This is a genomic window from Fusicatenibacter saccharivorans (assembly GCF_027667425.1).
Taxonomy (GTDB): domain Bacteria; phylum Bacillota; class Clostridia; order Lachnospirales; family Lachnospiraceae; genus Fusicatenibacter; species Fusicatenibacter saccharivorans.
Window position 1 is genome coordinate 630 of the sequence record NZ_JAQEGR010000015.1, and the last position, 15,781, is coordinate 16,410.

The following is a 15,781-nucleotide window of genomic DNA, read 5'->3' on the forward strand; positions in this document are numbered from 1 at the left end:
CATGCGGCTTTATGAGGATATGATTGCAGGGCGTATCAGTGAGCAGAATTTCAACACCATGCTGGAAAAGACACAGAGCGAGCAGACGGAGCTTAAAACAAAAGTGTCCGAGGGCAGAAAGCGGCTGTCCGATGAAGTCCAGCTTGCCAATGACGCAAAACAATGGGTGGAAGCCATTCAGGAATATGCCAACATCACAGAGTTGGACGCAGCCACCCTCAACCGCTTAATCAAAGAAATCGTCGTGCATGAGCGCATTGACGAAGATAAAACAAGACACATTTCTATCGAAATTCATTTTAATCTCAAACCCATCCCGGAGGTGGAACAGGTCACTGCCTGACCTGTCCCGCCGGGACGGTTCTCTTAAAAACACCATATAGATTTTTTGTACGCCGCCGCCCGCCATCGAGCAGAGTTTTACACCTAATTGGGGATAAAACAGCTCATGGCGGGCGGCGGCATCATCGTCATTGGCACCACACTGATCCCTCTGCTGTCTGGCCTGTTTTAAGGTAGGCGCTTATGGATTTTCTCACCGACTGGCTCACAAACTGGCTCAAAGAGCTTCTGATTGGCGGGATCATGGGGAACCTCGAAGGTCTTTTTGATACTGTCAATACCCAAGTCGGAGAGATTGCGGCACAGGTAGGGACTACCCCGGCGGCGTGGCACGCCGGGGTTTTCTCCCTGATCCGACAGCTTTCCGAAACGGTGATCCTGCCGATTGCCGGAATGGTGCTGACCTTTGTTGCCACTTATGAGCTCATACAGATGCTTTTGGAAAAGAACAATATGCACGAGGTTGACGTTGCGAACCTCTATAAATGGATGTTCAAAACAGCCTGTGCAATCCTGATCCTGTCAAACACATTCAATATCGTCATGGCCGTGTTCGATGTGTCACAGAGCGTCATCGCGCAGGCAGGCGGGCTCATTCAAGGCTCCACCGATGTTTCGGCGGATATGCTTGCTGAACTGGAAACCTCGCTGGAGACGATGGACTTAGGGCCGCTTTTGGGGCTGTGGCTGCAGTCTGCGCTCATTGGCTTCACAATGAAGGCGATGGGAATTATCATTTTCGTTTTGGTGTATGGCAGGATGCTGGAAATCTATCTGCTGACCAGTCTGGCCCCCATCCCCGTTGCTACGCTTTCCAACCGGGAGCTTGGCGGCACCGGGCAGAACTACATCAAGTCCCTGTTTGCCGTGGGCTTTCAAGGGCTGCTGATCCTTGTATGTGTTGCAATTTACGCAGTGCTCATTCAAGGCATCGCAACAGGCGGCGATCCCATTGGGGCGATTTGGGGAACTGTGGGCTACACGGTTCTGCTTTGCTTCATGCTCTTTAAGACCGGGAGCATTGCCCAGCGTATCTTTGGCGCTCATTAACAGGAGGTGGTGCTTATGCCGAGAAGATACGGGGCAGACGGAACGCGCTTATGGAATGGAAAAACGCCGGAGGAGTTTACTGAGGCAGACGCTTACCGCTTTATGGCGGAAACAGAGGCCGTCCTGCAAAGAAAAGAGTTGATGGACGACCCCGCCCAGCCTGCTCCGGCAAGCGGAAAGGAGGAATTTTATCTGAGTAAGAAAGACGATGTGTTGCTGACCCCGGAGCAGATTGCTGCGGAGGAACGGCGCTGGCTGTTTGATGCTCCCATCGCGGAGCTTGCAGAAGTCAAGGGCGTTAGCATTGATGAGGCAGTAAAAATGCGGACAGATGCTGTCTTGCAGGAGGCGGTTGTTCCGATCACGGTATCTGTCCGCCCGATTGAGCCGCAGGGAAAACTGATCGGCTTCGCCAGCGTCAATTTTGGCGGTGTGGTCATCGACGATTTTAAGGTTGTGGACGGGAAAAACGGGATTTTCCTCGGCGCTCCCTCTAAACCCGATCTTGCCAGCCGGACGGGATACCGGGCTACGGTTCGGATTCCTGACCGCGCCACACAGGAGCGGATCAATGCGGCTGGTGTGGAGGCGTATCATGCGGCGGTGGAACAGCTTGTTGCACGGGCCCAGGCGGTACGGCCTGCCCCGATCAAGGAGCAGATGGCCGAGGCCGCGAAACAAGCTGGAAAAGAAAATGCCGCCCGGCCTGCACCTGCCAAAGCAAAGGAGGCCCGCAATGACCGATAGCCGCACTTTGGGACAAAGTGTCCCGAAGGAGGGCTTGTTTCTCATGGACGGCATCGAGGGCCTGCGTTCTTTGCCAAAACATAGCGTGGATATGCTGCTGACTGATCCGCCCTACGGCACAACCCGGAATTATTGGGATGTGCCCCTGCCGCTCCCGGAGCTGTGGGAGGCGGTGAAATGGGCGGTCAAGCCGAATGGCGCAGTGCTGTTTTTCGCACAGTGCCCCTTTGACAAGGTGCTGGGCGCATCCAACCTCGCCATGCTCCGCTATGAGTGGATTTTGTACAAGGAGCGCGGAACGGGCTTTCTCAATGCAAACCGGGCTCCACTGAAAAAGTCCGAGAATATCTTGGTGTTTTACCAGAAGTCCCCGGTCTACAATCCGCAGTTTACTTATGGCAAGCCTTATGCCCGCGTACATTCCAGAAGCGGTACAAGCTCCAACTATGGAAAATTTGAACGGCAGGGATCGGAGTCCAACGATGGCCGCCGCTATCCCGGAAATGTACTATTTGTGCCTACGGTGTCCGGCGGCATCCACCCCACGCAGAAGCCCGTGGAGCTCTCTGCGAGTATCTGATCCGCACCTATACCCATCCCGGAGAACTGGTCGCGGACATTTGCGTTGGCTCCGGCACAACCGCGATTGCAGCCATCAACACAGAACGCCGCTTTGTATGCTTTGAAACGGCCCCGTCCTTTTATGCCGCCGCCAGTGAGCGCATCCGTGCGGCGCAGGCAGTAAAAAGCTCCGGCGAGAAAGGAGTGTAATTATCCAGCAGTATTCTATCATTTACGCCGATCCCCCTTGGCGCTACTCGGCTAAGAAAGTGCAGGGCGCGGCGGAAAATCATTATCCCACTATGAGCATTGAGGATTTATGTGCGTTGCCTGTGGCTGATCTTGCAGCCCCGGACAGCGCACTCTTTTTATGGGCTACTTTCCCGCAGCTCCCGGAGGCGCTCCGGCTGATCGAGGCTTGGGGCTTCACCTACAAAAGCGTTGCTTTCGTCTGGCTGAAAAAGAACAAGAAGGCGGATAGCTGGTTTTACGGCCTTGGCTTCTGGACAAGGGGCAATGCAGAAATCTGCCTGCTGGCAACCAAGGGACATCCAAAGCGGCAGGCTGCCAACATTCATCAATTCATCATTTCCCCGATTGAAGCCCATAGCAAAAAGCCGGACGAGGCCCGCGCCAAAATCATTTCCCTGATGGGCGATCTGCCCCGCGTGGAGCTCTTTGCCAGGCAGACCCCGCCCGGCTGGGCTGTATGGGGAAATGAAGTAACACCAACCATCCCGGACTTTGGGACACATTGTCCCGAAGTACAGAAAGGAGTGTGATCTATGCCCTATGTAAACGTACCAAACGATTTATCCAAAATCAAAACAAAGATGGCTTTCAACCTCACCAAACGCCAGCTTGTCTGCTTCGGCAGCGCGGGCGCAGTGGGGATTCCGGCCTATCTGCTAACCCGTGGCACCCTCGGCAATACCGGGGCGATGTTTCTCATGCTGGGAATTATGCTCCCGGCGTTCCTGCTGGCCATGTATGAAAAGGACGGCTTACCCTTTGAAAAGGTGGTGCGGAATATCATCCGGGCCAAGTTTCAAAGGCCGGGGATCAGGGCCTACCGAATCGAAAACATTTATGCGCCCTTTGTCGGGCCGGGCGCTGGAAAGGAGGATGTGATTGAAAAACGCAAAGAAGAAAAACGGAGCCGCCGCCAAGGGTAAAGGCCGGGCGCCCCTGTCTGCCCAGCAGACAATCCCGTATCTGTCCATGCACCCGGACGGTGTGTGCAAGCTCCCGGGCGGGCTCTATACAAAAACCGTGGAATATGAGGACATCAATTACTCCGTGGCCTCCACCGAGGATCAGACTGCCATATTCAGCGGATGGAGCTCATTCCTCAACTACTTTGACAGCTCGCTGCCGTTCCAGCTTTCCTTTATCAACCGCCGTTCCCATTCCCGCAGCCGCTATCAAGTCAATATCCCGAAAGCGGATGACAACTATAACAGCGTCCGGGATGAGTTTACCGGGATGCTGAAAAATCAGATTGCCAAAAGCAATAACGGCATTGAACGCTCAAAATACATCACCTTTGGCATACCCGCCGAGGGGATTGCGGAGGCACGGCCCCGTCTGGAGCGTGTGGAGGCCGATGTCATGGGAAACTTTAAGCGACTGGGCGTTCCCTCGGAGCCGATGGACGGACAGGCCCGCCTTGCGCTGCTTCATAGCCAGATGCACCCGGGGAGCCGTGAGGCGTTCCGCTTTTCGTGGAAAGACATCCCGCAGACCGGGCTCGGCACAAAAGACTTTATTGCCCCGGACAGTCTCGACTTCCGCCAGTCCCGCACATTCCGCATCGGCCAGTATTGGGGCGCGGTGTCCTACTTACAGATTATGGCATCGGAGCTTTCGGATAAGCTGCTGGCGGAAATCTTGGAGCTGGATGCGGAAATGACTGTGACCATGCACATTCAGACCGTGGATCAGCTCAAGGCAATTAAGACCATCAAGGGGAAAATCTCGGACATCGGAAAAATGAAAGTAGAGGAACAGAGAAAGGCTGTGCGCTCCGGCTATGACCCGGATATTCTTCCCCCTGACCTGATCACATTCAGCAAGGACGCAGCGGAGCTTTTGGCTGATTTGCAATCCCGCAATGAGCGAATGTTTCTGCTGACCTTTACGGTGGTAAACCTTGCCCCTACTCGCCAGCGGCTGGAAAACGATGTGTTTACCGTGGGCGGCATCGCGCAGAAATACAACTGCGCTCTGCGCCGTCTGGACTGGCAACAGGAACAGGGCTTTGTTTCCTCGTTGGCCCTTGGTTACAACGAGGTAGAAATCCAGCGCGGTATGACCACCAGCTCCACAGCCATCTTTATTCCTTTTATGACAAGGGAGCTCCGCATGGCTGGGCAGGCCCTCTACTATGGCATGAACGCACTTTCCCACAATGTCATCATGGCTGACCGCAAAAAGCTGAAGTCGGCAAACGGGATGTATTTGGGTTCTACGGGCTCCGGCAAGAGCTTTGCCGCAAAGCGCGAGCTTTTGAATGTGTTTCTCACCATCCCGCAGGATCGGATCATTGTGGTTGACCCGATGGGCGAATATGCGCCGCTGGTGCGAAGGCTGGGCGGCCAGGTGATTGAGATTGCCCCGGACAGTCCGCACCACCTCAATCCGATGGATGTAGAGCTCAATATGGCTGCCGGAGAAAGCCCACTTTCCATGAAGGCGGATTTTCTTTTGTCCCTGTGCGAGCTGGTGGTCGGCGGCAAGGAAGGCTTGCAGCCCATTGAAAAGACGGTCATTGACCGCTGTGTGCGTTTGGTGTACCGGGAGCAGGCGCTCGGATTGGAAACCGCAAAAACACCGCTGTTGCAGGATTTGTATGAGGAGCTTTTACGCCAGCCGGAGCCCGAGGCCCGGCGCGTGGCAACTGCCTTAGAGCTTTATTGCACAGGCTCCCTCAATCTCTTTAACCATCCTACCAACGTCAAGACGGACAGCCATGTGGTGTGCATCGTTCTGAAAAACATGGGCGAAAACCTTAGAAAGATTGCAATGCACATCACAAATGAGTTTGTTTCGCAGGCGGTGGATCAGAACTTCCACGAGGGTGCGGCGACTTGGTGCTACTTTGACGAGTTTCATATTCTGCTCCGCGATCCACTGACGGCCAGCTACTTTGTAGCGGTCTGGAAAATGCTGCGTAAAAAAGGATGTGTGCCGTCTGCTTTGACGCAGAACGTCAAAGACCTTTTGGCAAGCCGGGAAATCGAGAACATTCTGGATAACACGGATTTTATGATCCTGCTTTCGCAGGCGCAGAGTGACCGTACCATTCTGGCAAAACAGCTCGGTATTTCCGAGCACCAGCTTTCCTATATCACACACAGCAATTCCGGCGAGGGTCTGTTGTTCTATGGAAATGTGACCATCCCGTTTGTGGATCGGTTCCCTCGCGGAGAAATCTATGACCTGCTGACTACCCGCCCGGAGGATATGAAGAATGAAACGAAAAACGAATAAGGCCAAGGAGGAGGCTTGGTCGCAGACCGCCCACGCCCCTGACGGGGAGCAGCCCGGGCCAGAGGCTTCTGACACTTCGGGACAAAGTGTCCCGAAGTCCAAGTTCCGCAAAAAGAGCCAGCAGGAACAGGCTGCGGCGGCAAAGCTCCGTATGGAGTCCCAAGGCGAAAAGCTGGAACAGGCCCGGGAGAAGCTGGCAAAACAAAAGCCGCCGAAAAAGCCCGGCCCGGTAAAACGCATAGGCCGTGTTGCCAGCGGTTCCGTTCACAGCTTCGTGCATGGCAAGATTTTTGAAGTGGAACAGGAAAATGTCGGCACAGAAGGCGCACACCGTTCTGAGCTTGTGGGAGAAACCGCGCTGCGGCACGGCTCCCGCTTTGTGCGCCGTAAAGTCCGGGAACATCCGGCAAAAGTGGTACGCAAGACCGAGGCCCGCTATACCAAATACACGGCGGACTACCATTTTCACACCGCCGCACAGGAGCACCCGGAGCTGACGAAAAATGCCCTTACCCGCTACTGGCAAAAGCAACGGCTTCGCAAGCAATACCGCAAGCAGGCAAAGGAGGCTGCAAAGCAGGGCGCGGCTGCGGCTGGGAAAACTGCCACAGCCACAGAACGCCTGACTGCCCGGGCAGTGGAATTTGTCAAAAGTCATCCCGCAGGTGCCGTGATTGCGGTGCTCTGTGTGTTACTCCTGTTTGCTATGCAGTCCTGTTCCTCTACCATGCTTATGCTGGGGAACGCCGGGGCCGGTGCATTAGGAGCCAGCACCTATCCTTGCGAGGATCGTGATATGCTGGCCGCCGAAGCCGCCTATTGTGCGTTGGAAGATGATTTACAGCATTATCTGGACACCTATGAAAGCACCCATGACTATGACGAATACCACTTCGATCTGGACGAAATCGAACATGATCCCTATGTGCTGCTTTCTCTTTTGTGTGCGCACCATGAGGGACAATGGACAGTAGGCGAGGTACAGGGAACGCTGCAAATGCTCTTTGACCGCCAGTACATTTTGACCGAGGATGTGGTGGTGGAAACCCGGTATCGTACGGAAACCGACACATGGACGGACGAGGACGGCAACTCCCATACGGACACCTATCAGGTGCCTTACGACTATTACATCTGTACGGTCACGCTGGAGAACTTTGATTTATCCCATGTGCCCGTATATGTCATGAGCGAGGAGCAGCTTTCACGGTATGCCATCTATATGGCAACGCTGGGAAACCGCCCCGATCTGTTCCCAGATTCTCCCTATGTGAACAAGTACATTACCGGGAAACCCGGTGATTACGAAGTGCCCGGAGAATATCTGGACGATGAAACCTTTGCCGCGATGCTTGCCGAAGCGCAGAAATACATCGGCTATCCCTATGTGTGGGGCGGCAGTTCTCCCGCCACTTCCTTTGATTGCTCGGGGTACGTTTCGTGGGTTATCAATCACTCCGGCTGGAATGTGGGCAGGCTGGGAGCCCAGGGGCTCTATAACATCTGTACGCCGACCAGTTCTCCCAAACCCGGTGATCTGGTGTTCTTCAAAGGCACCTATGACACGCCGGGCGTGAGCCATTGCGGGATTTATGTCGGTGATGGAAAAATGCTGCATTGCGGAGATCCCATCGGCTACGCAAACTTGAATACAAGCTACTGGCAATCTCATTTTTACGCCTACGGGCGTTTACCGTGACAGGAGGTTTTGAAATGGCAACTACCAAAAGCATGAAAATTCAGGCCGAGATTGATAAGGTCAAGGCCAAAATCAGTGAACAGCAGGCCAGGCTCAAGGAACTGGAACAGAAAAAGCTGGAGGCAGAAAACAGCGAGATCGTGGACATTGTGCGCGGCATGAGCATTTCCCTTACGGAGCTCCCGCTGCTGTTTGAGAAGCTGAAGGACGGCGGTACTTTGGGACAAAGTGTCCCGAAGTCCGAAGAAAAAAAGAAGGAGGAAAACTGAATATGAAACATTTTCGTATGTTGGCGGCGGGGCTTTGCTCCGCCGTTCTTTTATGCGGCTTTGCGATCCCAGCCTACGCCTATTCGGACGGCGGGAATGAGGAACCGCCTGTTGTGGAAGAAACTCCGGCCCCGGAGCCAGCGCCTACCATTACCCCGGGCGAGGGCTTTTCGGAGGATGGAAACCTTGTGACCCGCGATCTGCTCTACGATGCCGCAACCAACAAACAGTTCATCACGGTGGAAACCAGCGGCGGCAACACCTTTTACATTGTCATTGACTATGACAAGCCTGTGGACGAGGACGGCGAACAGTATCACACCTACTTTTTGAACATGGTGGATGAAGCCGATCTGCTGGCGGCACTGGAGGCCGCTGGCGGAGAACTTCCGGCCTGCTCCTGCACAGAAAAATGTGCGCCCGGAGCCATCCATACGGATTGCGAGGTCTGCGCGGTCAACATGACCGAGTGTGCTGGCACAGCTCCCGAATCCGCTCCGGTGACGGAACCTGCGGAGGAGCCGGAACCCGAGCCCCAGCAGAAAAGTAATACCGGGACGCTTCTGCTGATTTTGGCAGTGGCTGTTCTGGGCGGCGGTGCAGGCTGGTACTTCAAAATCTACCGCCCGAAGCATGAAAAAGCTGCTGTACCCGAAGAGGATTACAGTGAGGAACTGGCTGATTATGACGATCCCGAGGACGATGGGCCGCCTTGGGACGAGGACGATACCGAAAGCGAGGATAATGAATGAGATTTACAAATAACCCCTATGAGGGATTTATGAAAGAAAAAAGCTACTTTAAGGGTGTGCCGCCAAGCCTGCCGCCGAAGGGCTCCCGTTGTGACGGCTGCCCTTACTGGCGCGGGATCGGCTGCGTGTTCTGCTACCGGGAGCAGCTCAAACCACCGGGCAACGGGAGGTGATACTGTGGGCCGAGAACTGACCCGGACAGAAAAAGCGGCAATCCGCAGGCTGGTGTCAAAATGGTGTGCCAACTATGACCGGGACTGCGGCTGCCTGCCGCTGGATTGCGAGTGCTATATGTTTGGGAAATGCTGGACAGGGGCTTATTGCCGCTACTTCCGCGAGGCAGTTCTGCCCCTTGATCCGGCGCTGGAGGCTGCGTTGCTGACAGAGGGGCCAAGGCCGGATTTCAAGGCTTGCCCGGTATGCGGCAGAGCCGTGGCTCCTGATGAACGGCAAACCTATTGTTCGGCGGCCTGTGCAAAGGCGGCACACCGCAGACAGCAGCGGGAATATATGCGGAAAAAACGGAGCTGATGTGTTGACAATTAGACCATCACAAATCCGCTTGTAGCAAGGCTTTTTAAGGCCCTTTTCTGCGGAAGGCGTATGTTTCTACGTCCGCCCCTGTTTCCGTGAGATGCTGTCAACATTTTAGCTGCCGGGGCTTTGGGACAATTTGTCCCAAAGTTCCGGCTTTTGTGGAAGGAGGTACTATGCCGAAATATTATCCGATCAATGAAGAAGCCGCAAAGCGGGCAAAAGATATGAACAGCTTTTCTGACTATCAGCCGGGCTCCGCTACGGCGGGCTACCGGGCAATGGTCGATGAAGCGTATGCAGCGGCGGAACGCCAGAAAGCCCGTGTCGATCCAATGTACCATGATAAGATTGACGCGCTGGTGGATCGCTATGCCCGGAAACTTGCGGAAAATCTGAATGAACGCAATGTGATTGATGCCCGGGTGCCCTCTATTCTGATCTCCGGGGGCGGCAATTTCCCTGTGACAAAAAAGCACAAGCAGAACGCCGCCCGGGATCGCAACTATGGAGAGTATGCGGAGATTTCAAAGCTGCTTGATAAAATCCGCTCTGTTGGAATGGGTGGGATCAGCGCGGATGACGATCTGGCCGTGGAAAAGCTGACAAAAAAGCTGGAGGGGCTGGAGTCCCTGCAGGCCACCATGAAGGCAGTCAATGCGTATTTTCGGAAACACAAAACGCTGGACGGCTGCCCGGAGCTTACGCCGGAGCAGGCCGAAAAGCTCAAAGCAGATATGGCGCAGTCATGGCACTTGGACAAAAGCAAGCCATACCCCGCCTATCTGCTTTCCAACAACAACGCCAACATCCGCCGTGTGCGCCAGCGCATTGAGGAACTGAGCAGCCGCTCCGAGTTTGCTGGCTGGACATTCCCCGGAGGCGAGGCAAAAATCAACGAGGCTGAAAATCGTTTGCAGCTTATTTTTGAGGAAAAGCCCGATGCCAATCAGCGGCAGGAACTGAATAGCAACGGCTTTAAGTGGGCTCCCAGCCAAGGGGCATGGCAGCGGCAGCTTAACCAGAACGCCATCCGTGCTGCGGCCCGGATAGACTTTCTGCGGCCCGAGGACAGTACAAGCCCCTATCAGCTCCAGCCGTTTGTGAAAAGAGAAAACAAAGAAATGTCTCGATGATGGGAGGTGTACTATGGACAAAAATCAAGGCTACGCCATTTTGAAGGCGGTCATGCTGGAAAATGGACGAGGATTTGTATTGGGCGAACATCCCACCGCGCCATCCCGCTATGTCACATGGGCCTGCTATGATGACAAGGACGGCCAGCGGCAGTATGAATGGGGTCACTATGGAAATGACCGCACCGCGATGGAACAGGATTTCACAGACCGGGTGCAGGACTATCAGCGTATTTATAACGTCGGGATCAGGCAGACCGAGGCTCCCGGCCTTTACAAGTATTATTCGACCCAGCGGCCTGTGGACATCGGGACATTCCCGAAGCCGCCTTATAACAAGCCGGATGAAATCTTCAATTACGATCAGCGCATCCCGGTGGAAAATGGCTCGTTCTTGGCTTGGGGCTATCTTACCTATACCCGCCCGCTAACGGAAAAACAGGCATCCGACTATGAGCTGCGTCCTGCGCCTGATAATCCCGACAGGCCCCGTCCGATTGCCGAGCAGATGAAAAATGCGGCAAAGTTGGCGGAGGCAGATCGCGGCCCGGAGGCACTGGTTCCCCAGCGCAGGCAGCCTGACCGTGGCGATAGATAAGGAGGAGCGTGTATGGAAAAGAAACGTGAACAGGAATTGTCTGTACTGGAGGTGCTGCGCCTGCACCGTGAATTTCATTTGCCGCACCCTGTTCCGGCAGACGAACAGGAAAAGCCGCTGGATAAGGTAAAGGAGCCGCCCCGCGCCTGCCGCAGCCGGGAGCGTGAGGAGCGATGACAAAAAAGCGCCGCCGTCCGATCCATCTTCATGTGATGGTGTCGGAGGCGGAGCAGGCCCTGATTCAAGAACGTATGGCGGAGGCTGGCATCCGTAATATGGGAGCCTATATGCGGAAAATGGCCCTGAGTGGGTATGTGCTTCATGTTGACCTTTCGCCTGTTCGTGAGCTGGTTTCGCTCCAGCGGCGCTGCTCCAACAATCTGAACCAAGTGGCAATTCAGGCCAACACCTACGGCGCAATTTATCCCGAAGAACTCGCAGCCTTACAGCGGGACTATGCTGCTTTGTGGGGGCCGCTGTCTGATCTTTTGAAACAGCTCTCCGCGCTGGTAGAGCTCTGACCCGTCCGGGGAGTGGTTGATACCGCTCCCCGGCTTTTTCTACTTCGGGACAAAGTGTCCCAAAGTAAAAATACTGTTTGCCGGAAGGAGGAATTTTTACGGCGACCACCTACATCCGCCCTTATAAAACAGCGGCGGGAAAAAGTGCAATTCAAACGATGGAGGATCGTTTCACCTATGGCCTAAACCCGGAAAAGCTGGGAGCCGTATCTTCCTATCTCTGCGATCCGAACACGGCTCCCGCCGAGTTTCTTCTGGTAAAAAGTCAATACCTTGCAGAGACAGGCCGGGCCGTGTCTCGCGGGGCCCTGTTCTTTCAGATCCGGCAGGCGTTCCTGCCCGGGGAGGTTACGGCGGAAGAAGCAAACCGTATCGGCTATGAAACGGCGATGCGCTGGACAAAGGGAAAGTATCAGTTCTTCGTCTGTACGCATACCGACAAGGCCCATATCCACAATCACATTTATTTCAATGCGACGGCCTTTGACCGCTCCCGGAAATTTCATAATTTCATTGGTTCGTCCTTTGCCCTGCGGCGGCTCTCTGACCGCGTGTGCATCGAACATGAATTGTCTGTTATCCAAAATCCGTGCCAGCACAGCAAGGGTCGTTTTCTCCACTATGGACAGTGGATCGGAGAAAAGCCACCCTCTGCCAAGCAGCGGGTGCGGCTGGCTGTTCTCGCCGCTTTGGAGAAAAAGCCCACGGACTTTGCCGACTTTCTCCGTCTCATGGAGGAGTCCGGCTTTGCGGTGAAACATGGGCGGGGCGGTGTCATCTCATTCCTTGCACCCGGGCAGGAAAAACCGACCCGGCTCCGGGCTTCTACACTTGGAGTTGGATTTGACCCGGAGGACATCAAGGCGGTAATTGCCGGGGAACGTCCACTCCCCAAACTGCCCGAGGAGCCCACGGTTCCGCCACGGCGAGTTAATCTCATCATCGACATTCAAGAGCGTATGGCCCAAGGCAAGGGCCCGGCCTATGAACGATGGGCCAAGGTCTACAACCTAAAACAAATGGCCGCCGCGCTCCAGTATTTGCAGGAGCATCATCTGACAGACTATGCGGCACTGACGGCCAGCACCGAGGCTGCGGTGGATCACTTTCACAAGCTGTCTGACGAGCTCCGCACAACGGAGGAGGCTCTTTCCAAAACCTCGGAGCTGATGGCTGCCACGGTGGACTATGCCAAGACTCGCCCGGTGTTTGATGGATACAAAGCTGCGCGGTACAGCAAAAAGTATCTGGCCCAGCACGAAGCGGAGCTTGCCACTTACCGGGCGGCAAAGGATACTATGAACACCATACTGAACGGCGCAAAGCTCCCTAAGATTGAAGCACTAAAAAAATCCCGCCGTGAGCTGGCGGGACAAAAGAAAGCGCTTTATGCAGAATACCGGGAGGCCCAGCGGCAAATGCGGGAGGCCGTGGCAATAAAAGCGAACATTGATCATCTGCTCGGCATAACAGACGAGCGTGAAAATAAGGCCCAGGAACGATAGTGACGGGCCGCAGACTACGGTGCAGCGCACCGGGACTTTGGGACAATTTGTCCCGAAGTACAGCGGGTTTGGGGAGCTCCCCAACAAGCATTTTTGCGGGCCCTGCGCCCTGCAAAAATTTCGGAGTGTGGCCACACCCGAATTGCTTGCCAAAACGCGCAACCCGCAACATGGCGCAAAAAACGGAGGTTACGCTTTCTTTTACGTTTCCTCCGTTTCTTTCGATGCTTTCATCGCTTGGATTGTAGCTTCAACGATTTTCAATTCTCTTTCGTCCAAGGCGTTCAACATGGCATCAATCCGCTTCCTGCACTCGCTCCCGCTATTCTGGGACGGGTAAAAGTATTGATCCACCGATATATCAAACATTGTAACCATCTGATAAAAGGTGTTGAAGCTTGGATGCTGACCATCATTTTCATTATACATAATGGTACGCGGAGCGCGGTCAACAATATAGGCCAGTTGCTCCTGTGTCATGCCGCTGGCTTCTCTTGCACGCTTGATGGCGAGCCCTATATCGTGAAAATCAAAGCGTCTTTCATCTCGTTCTATCTTCATAACATCACCTGATATGATTTTACATTTCATGTGATATTATTTGAACGACTGTGTATTTCATACTACTGACTATTTAATTTCACATACGCAAAATTGATGATCGCGGAAATGTGAGGTACAATATACCTATAACTTTGGGACAATTTGTCCCGAAGATCAGAGGTTGGTATCTAAAATAAAATCAGAAATATTGTGAGGTTTCTGTGACATTTGGGTGCTATACTGAAAATGAAGGAGTGTGATACCATGCGAATTTTAGTAGTCGAGGATGATCGGCTTTTGAATAATACTTTATGCTATAACTTGAATACTGCGGGCTATACGGTTGATTCTGCACTGACAAAATCAGTGGCCAGTAGTTTCTTGACAAAGCAGGACTATGACCTGATTGTGCTGGATGTAAATTTGCCGGACGGAAACGGTTTTGACTTCTGCCGGGAAATAAAAGAGCGTCGCCCTGATACCGTTATTATTTTTCTGACCGCAAATGATATGGAAAGCGATATGCTCAAAGGGTATGAACTGGGCGCAGAGGATTATGTGACAAAACCTTTCCCTATGAGCGTCTTTCAAAAGAAATTAGCGGTAGTGCTGGGTAGGCTGACAAAACAATATGGTGGTGATACTTATGAGGATGGCACACTGACCATCAATTTTTCAGAAATGAGTGCTACTCTATCAGGAAAGCCACTTACATTCACCCCACTGGAATATCGACTTTTGAAAATCCTGATGAAAAATCCGCAGATTGTTTTGACCCGGCAAGTCTTGTTGGAAAAGCTGTGGGACGCAGACGGAAATTTTGTGGATGAACACGCTCTGACTGCGGCGATCAGCCGGGTACGAAACAAAATCGAAACACCTGACCGTCAGTATATCAAAACGGTATATGGTATGGGCTATATGTGGATCGGAGGAGTGCTGAAATGAATGTGCGAAAACTTTCCGTCAACAAAGCCTGTATCTTTTTTGCTGTTCTCCTGCTGGTGGCAATGGGGACGGTTTCAGCAGCTTTGTATGGGCTGACCCAAAATATAACCGCTGTCTGGTATGTATTATTGTTCGGCATTTTTGTGCTGGTTTGCGCTGTTTGTTTTATGGTGCTGGTTCGCCGCAAACTGGCAATGTTCTCCGATGCTTTTTGCAGTTTAATGGATGATATGTTATCCGGGAATATGCAGCCGAAACAGACTGTGGAAGAAGAAAGTCTTTTCTATAAAATTGAATATCGGCTGAACCGTTTATATGAAGTCATGCAGGAAAACAAGAACGGCATTGCACAAGAACGGGCTGACCTGCAAGAACTGATTTCCGACATCTCCCATCAGGTCAAGACCCCGATTGCGAACTTGAAAATGATTAACAGCACTCTGCTTGAAAATGAAGTCCCTGTGCAAAAACAAAAAGAGTTTCTAACGGCACAGGCCAGCCAGCTTGATAAACTGGATTTTCTCATGCAGGCTATGATTAAAACCTCTCGTTTGGAAACAGGTGTTATTTCTCTGGAAAAGAAAAGCCAGCCGCTTTATGACACGCTTGCCGCCGCATTGGGAGGTATTCTTCTGAACGCCGAGAAAAAACAGATCAATGTTCAAGTGGACTGCCCGGAGAACTTGGTCGTTTCCCATGACAGAAAATGGACAAGCGAAGCACTGTTCAATATTTTGGACAATGCAGTGAAATATACGCCGGAGGGCGGTCAAATCCGTGTTTCGGTTGAAAGTTGGGAAATGTATGTGAAAATCGACATTGCAGATACAGGCATTGGCATTTCAGAACAGCATCAGGGAGCAATTTTCAAGCGTTTCTATCGAGAGGACATCGTACATGATGTAGATGGAATTGGTATTGGTCTATATCTGGCTCGTGAGATCGTAACCTTGCAAGGCGGTTATATCCGGGTAACATCCGAGGTTGGGAGGGGTTCAACTTTTTCCGTCTTTCTGCCTCGACAATAAAATAAGTACGCTAAAAAACAAAATGTCACAGGCCTATGACATTTGAGCTTTAATTA

19 protein-coding genes and 2 pseudogenes are annotated in these 15,781 nt (G+C 53.0%); 20 read left to right on the forward strand and 1 reads right to left on the reverse strand.

Features of this window, described 5'->3' with window-relative positions; translation table 11 throughout:
* The 18 genes and pseudogenes from PGS38_RS13585 to PGS38_RS13670 all read left to right on the forward strand — a co-directional run.
* The coding region (locus PGS38_RS13585; protein WP_270476378.1) for a DUF4368 domain-containing protein at positions 1 to 343 on the forward strand (343 nt) is incomplete at its 5' end.
* A gap of 90 nt (positions 344 to 433) precedes the next feature.
* Positions 434 to 514 (forward strand): annotated as a pseudogene (locus tag PGS38_RS13590) (Maff2 family mobile element protein); the annotation flags it as partial.
* Between the two features lie 11 nt (positions 515 to 525).
* Positions 526 to 1,392 (forward strand): VirB6/TrbL-like conjugal transfer protein, CD1112 family, encoded by an 867-nt coding sequence (locus PGS38_RS13595; protein ID WP_117461320.1) that lies wholly within the window; start codon positions 526 to 528, stop codon positions 1,390 to 1,392.
* Positions 1,393 to 1,407: 15 nt separating this feature from the next.
* On the forward strand, positions 1,408 to 2,139 hold the full coding sequence (locus PGS38_RS13600) for a septation protein SpoVG family protein (RefSeq protein WP_117461321.1): 732 nt from the start codon (positions 1,408 to 1,410) through the stop codon (positions 2,137 to 2,139).
* Positions 2,129 to 2,910 (forward strand): annotated as a pseudogene (locus tag PGS38_RS13605) (DNA-methyltransferase). The gene PGS38_RS13600 and the pseudogene PGS38_RS13605 overlap by 11 nt, the downstream one beginning before the upstream one ends.
* Before the next feature lie 2 nt (positions 2,911 to 2,912).
* Entirely contained in the window at positions 2,913 to 3,482 is a 570-nt protein-coding gene (locus tag PGS38_RS13610; RefSeq protein ID WP_257319276.1) for an MT-A70 family methyltransferase, read from the forward strand.
* 3 nt (positions 3,483 to 3,485) lie between these two features.
* On the forward strand, positions 3,486 to 3,875 hold the full coding sequence (locus tag PGS38_RS13615; RefSeq protein WP_117461322.1) for a PrgI family protein: 390 nt from the start codon (positions 3,486 to 3,488) through the stop codon (positions 3,873 to 3,875).
* On the forward strand, positions 3,832 to 6,192 hold the full coding sequence (locus PGS38_RS13620; protein ID WP_173815472.1) for a VirB4-like conjugal transfer ATPase, CD1110 family: 2,361 nt from the start codon (positions 3,832 to 3,834) through the stop codon (positions 6,190 to 6,192). The genes PGS38_RS13615 and PGS38_RS13620 overlap by 44 nt, the downstream gene beginning before the upstream one ends.
* Positions 6,173 to 7,891 carry a C40 family peptidase gene (locus tag PGS38_RS13625; protein WP_117461323.1) on the forward strand — a complete coding sequence of 573 codons (1,719 nt, stop codon included), beginning with the start codon at positions 6,173 to 6,175 and terminating at the stop codon, positions 7,889 to 7,891. The genes PGS38_RS13620 and PGS38_RS13625 overlap by 20 nt, the downstream gene beginning before the upstream one ends.
* A 14-nt stretch (positions 7,892 to 7,905) precedes the next feature.
* Positions 7,906 to 8,160: a DUF4315 family protein gene (locus PGS38_RS13630; protein ID WP_117461324.1), complete on the forward strand. Its 255-nt coding sequence runs from the start codon at positions 7,906 to 7,908 to the stop codon at positions 8,158 to 8,160.
* Positions 8,161 to 8,162: 2 nt separating this feature from the next.
* A complete protein-coding gene (locus tag PGS38_RS13635; protein WP_117461325.1) occupies positions 8,163 to 8,912 on the forward strand; it encodes a DUF4366 domain-containing protein in 750 nt (249 codons plus the stop codon).
* Positions 8,909 to 9,085, forward strand: coding sequence for a hypothetical protein (locus PGS38_RS13640; RefSeq protein WP_014080211.1), 177 nt, complete (start codon positions 8,909 to 8,911; stop codon positions 9,083 to 9,085). Before PGS38_RS13635 ends, PGS38_RS13640 begins: the two co-directional genes overlap by 4 nt.
* Positions 9,086 to 9,089: 4 nt before the next feature.
* Positions 9,090 to 9,443, forward strand: coding sequence for a cysteine-rich VLP domain-containing protein (locus tag PGS38_RS13645; RefSeq protein WP_119189024.1), 354 nt, complete (start codon positions 9,090 to 9,092; stop codon positions 9,441 to 9,443).
* A gap of 179 nt (positions 9,444 to 9,622) precedes the next feature.
* The gene (locus tag PGS38_RS13650) at positions 9,623 to 10,582 is read left to right on the forward strand and encodes a hypothetical protein (RefSeq protein WP_117461327.1); all 960 of its coding nucleotides are present in this window, start codon (positions 9,623 to 9,625) and stop codon (positions 10,580 to 10,582) included.
* A gap of 13 nt (positions 10,583 to 10,595) precedes the next feature.
* A complete protein-coding gene (locus tag PGS38_RS13655; protein ID WP_117461328.1) occupies positions 10,596 to 11,180 on the forward strand; it encodes a defense against restriction DarA-related protein in 585 nt (194 codons plus the stop codon).
* A gap of 12 nt (positions 11,181 to 11,192) precedes the next feature.
* Positions 11,193 to 11,357, forward strand: coding sequence for a hypothetical protein (locus tag PGS38_RS13660; protein WP_014080207.1), 165 nt, complete (start codon positions 11,193 to 11,195; stop codon positions 11,355 to 11,357).
* Positions 11,354 to 11,701 (forward strand): plasmid mobilization protein, encoded by a 348-nt coding sequence (locus PGS38_RS13665; protein WP_003020363.1) that lies wholly within the window; start codon positions 11,354 to 11,356, stop codon positions 11,699 to 11,701. The genes PGS38_RS13660 and PGS38_RS13665 overlap by 4 nt, the downstream gene beginning before the upstream one ends.
* Positions 11,702 to 11,859: 158 nt before the next feature.
* A complete protein-coding gene (locus PGS38_RS13670; RefSeq protein WP_173815476.1) occupies positions 11,860 to 13,206 on the forward strand; it encodes a relaxase/mobilization nuclease domain-containing protein in 1,347 nt (448 codons plus the stop codon).
* 201 nt (positions 13,207 to 13,407) lie between these two features.
* Here PGS38_RS13670 and PGS38_RS13675 read toward each other — a convergent pair whose 3' ends face one another.
* Positions 13,408 to 13,767: a helix-turn-helix domain-containing protein gene (locus PGS38_RS13675; RefSeq protein WP_054754179.1), complete on the reverse strand. Its 360-nt coding sequence runs from the start codon at positions 13,765 to 13,767 to the stop codon at positions 13,408 to 13,410.
* Between the two features lie 246 nt (positions 13,768 to 14,013).
* On the opposite strand from PGS38_RS13675, the gene PGS38_RS13680 reads away from it, so the two are divergent.
* Entirely contained in the window at positions 14,014 to 14,697 is a 684-nt protein-coding gene (locus tag PGS38_RS13680; RefSeq protein WP_117461330.1) for a response regulator transcription factor, read from the forward strand.
* A complete protein-coding gene (locus tag PGS38_RS13685) occupies positions 14,694 to 15,725 on the forward strand; it encodes a sensor histidine kinase (RefSeq protein ID WP_117461331.1) in 1,032 nt (343 codons plus the stop codon). Before PGS38_RS13680 ends, PGS38_RS13685 begins: the two co-directional genes overlap by 4 nt.
* Positions 15,726 to 15,781: the final 56 nt, after the last annotated feature.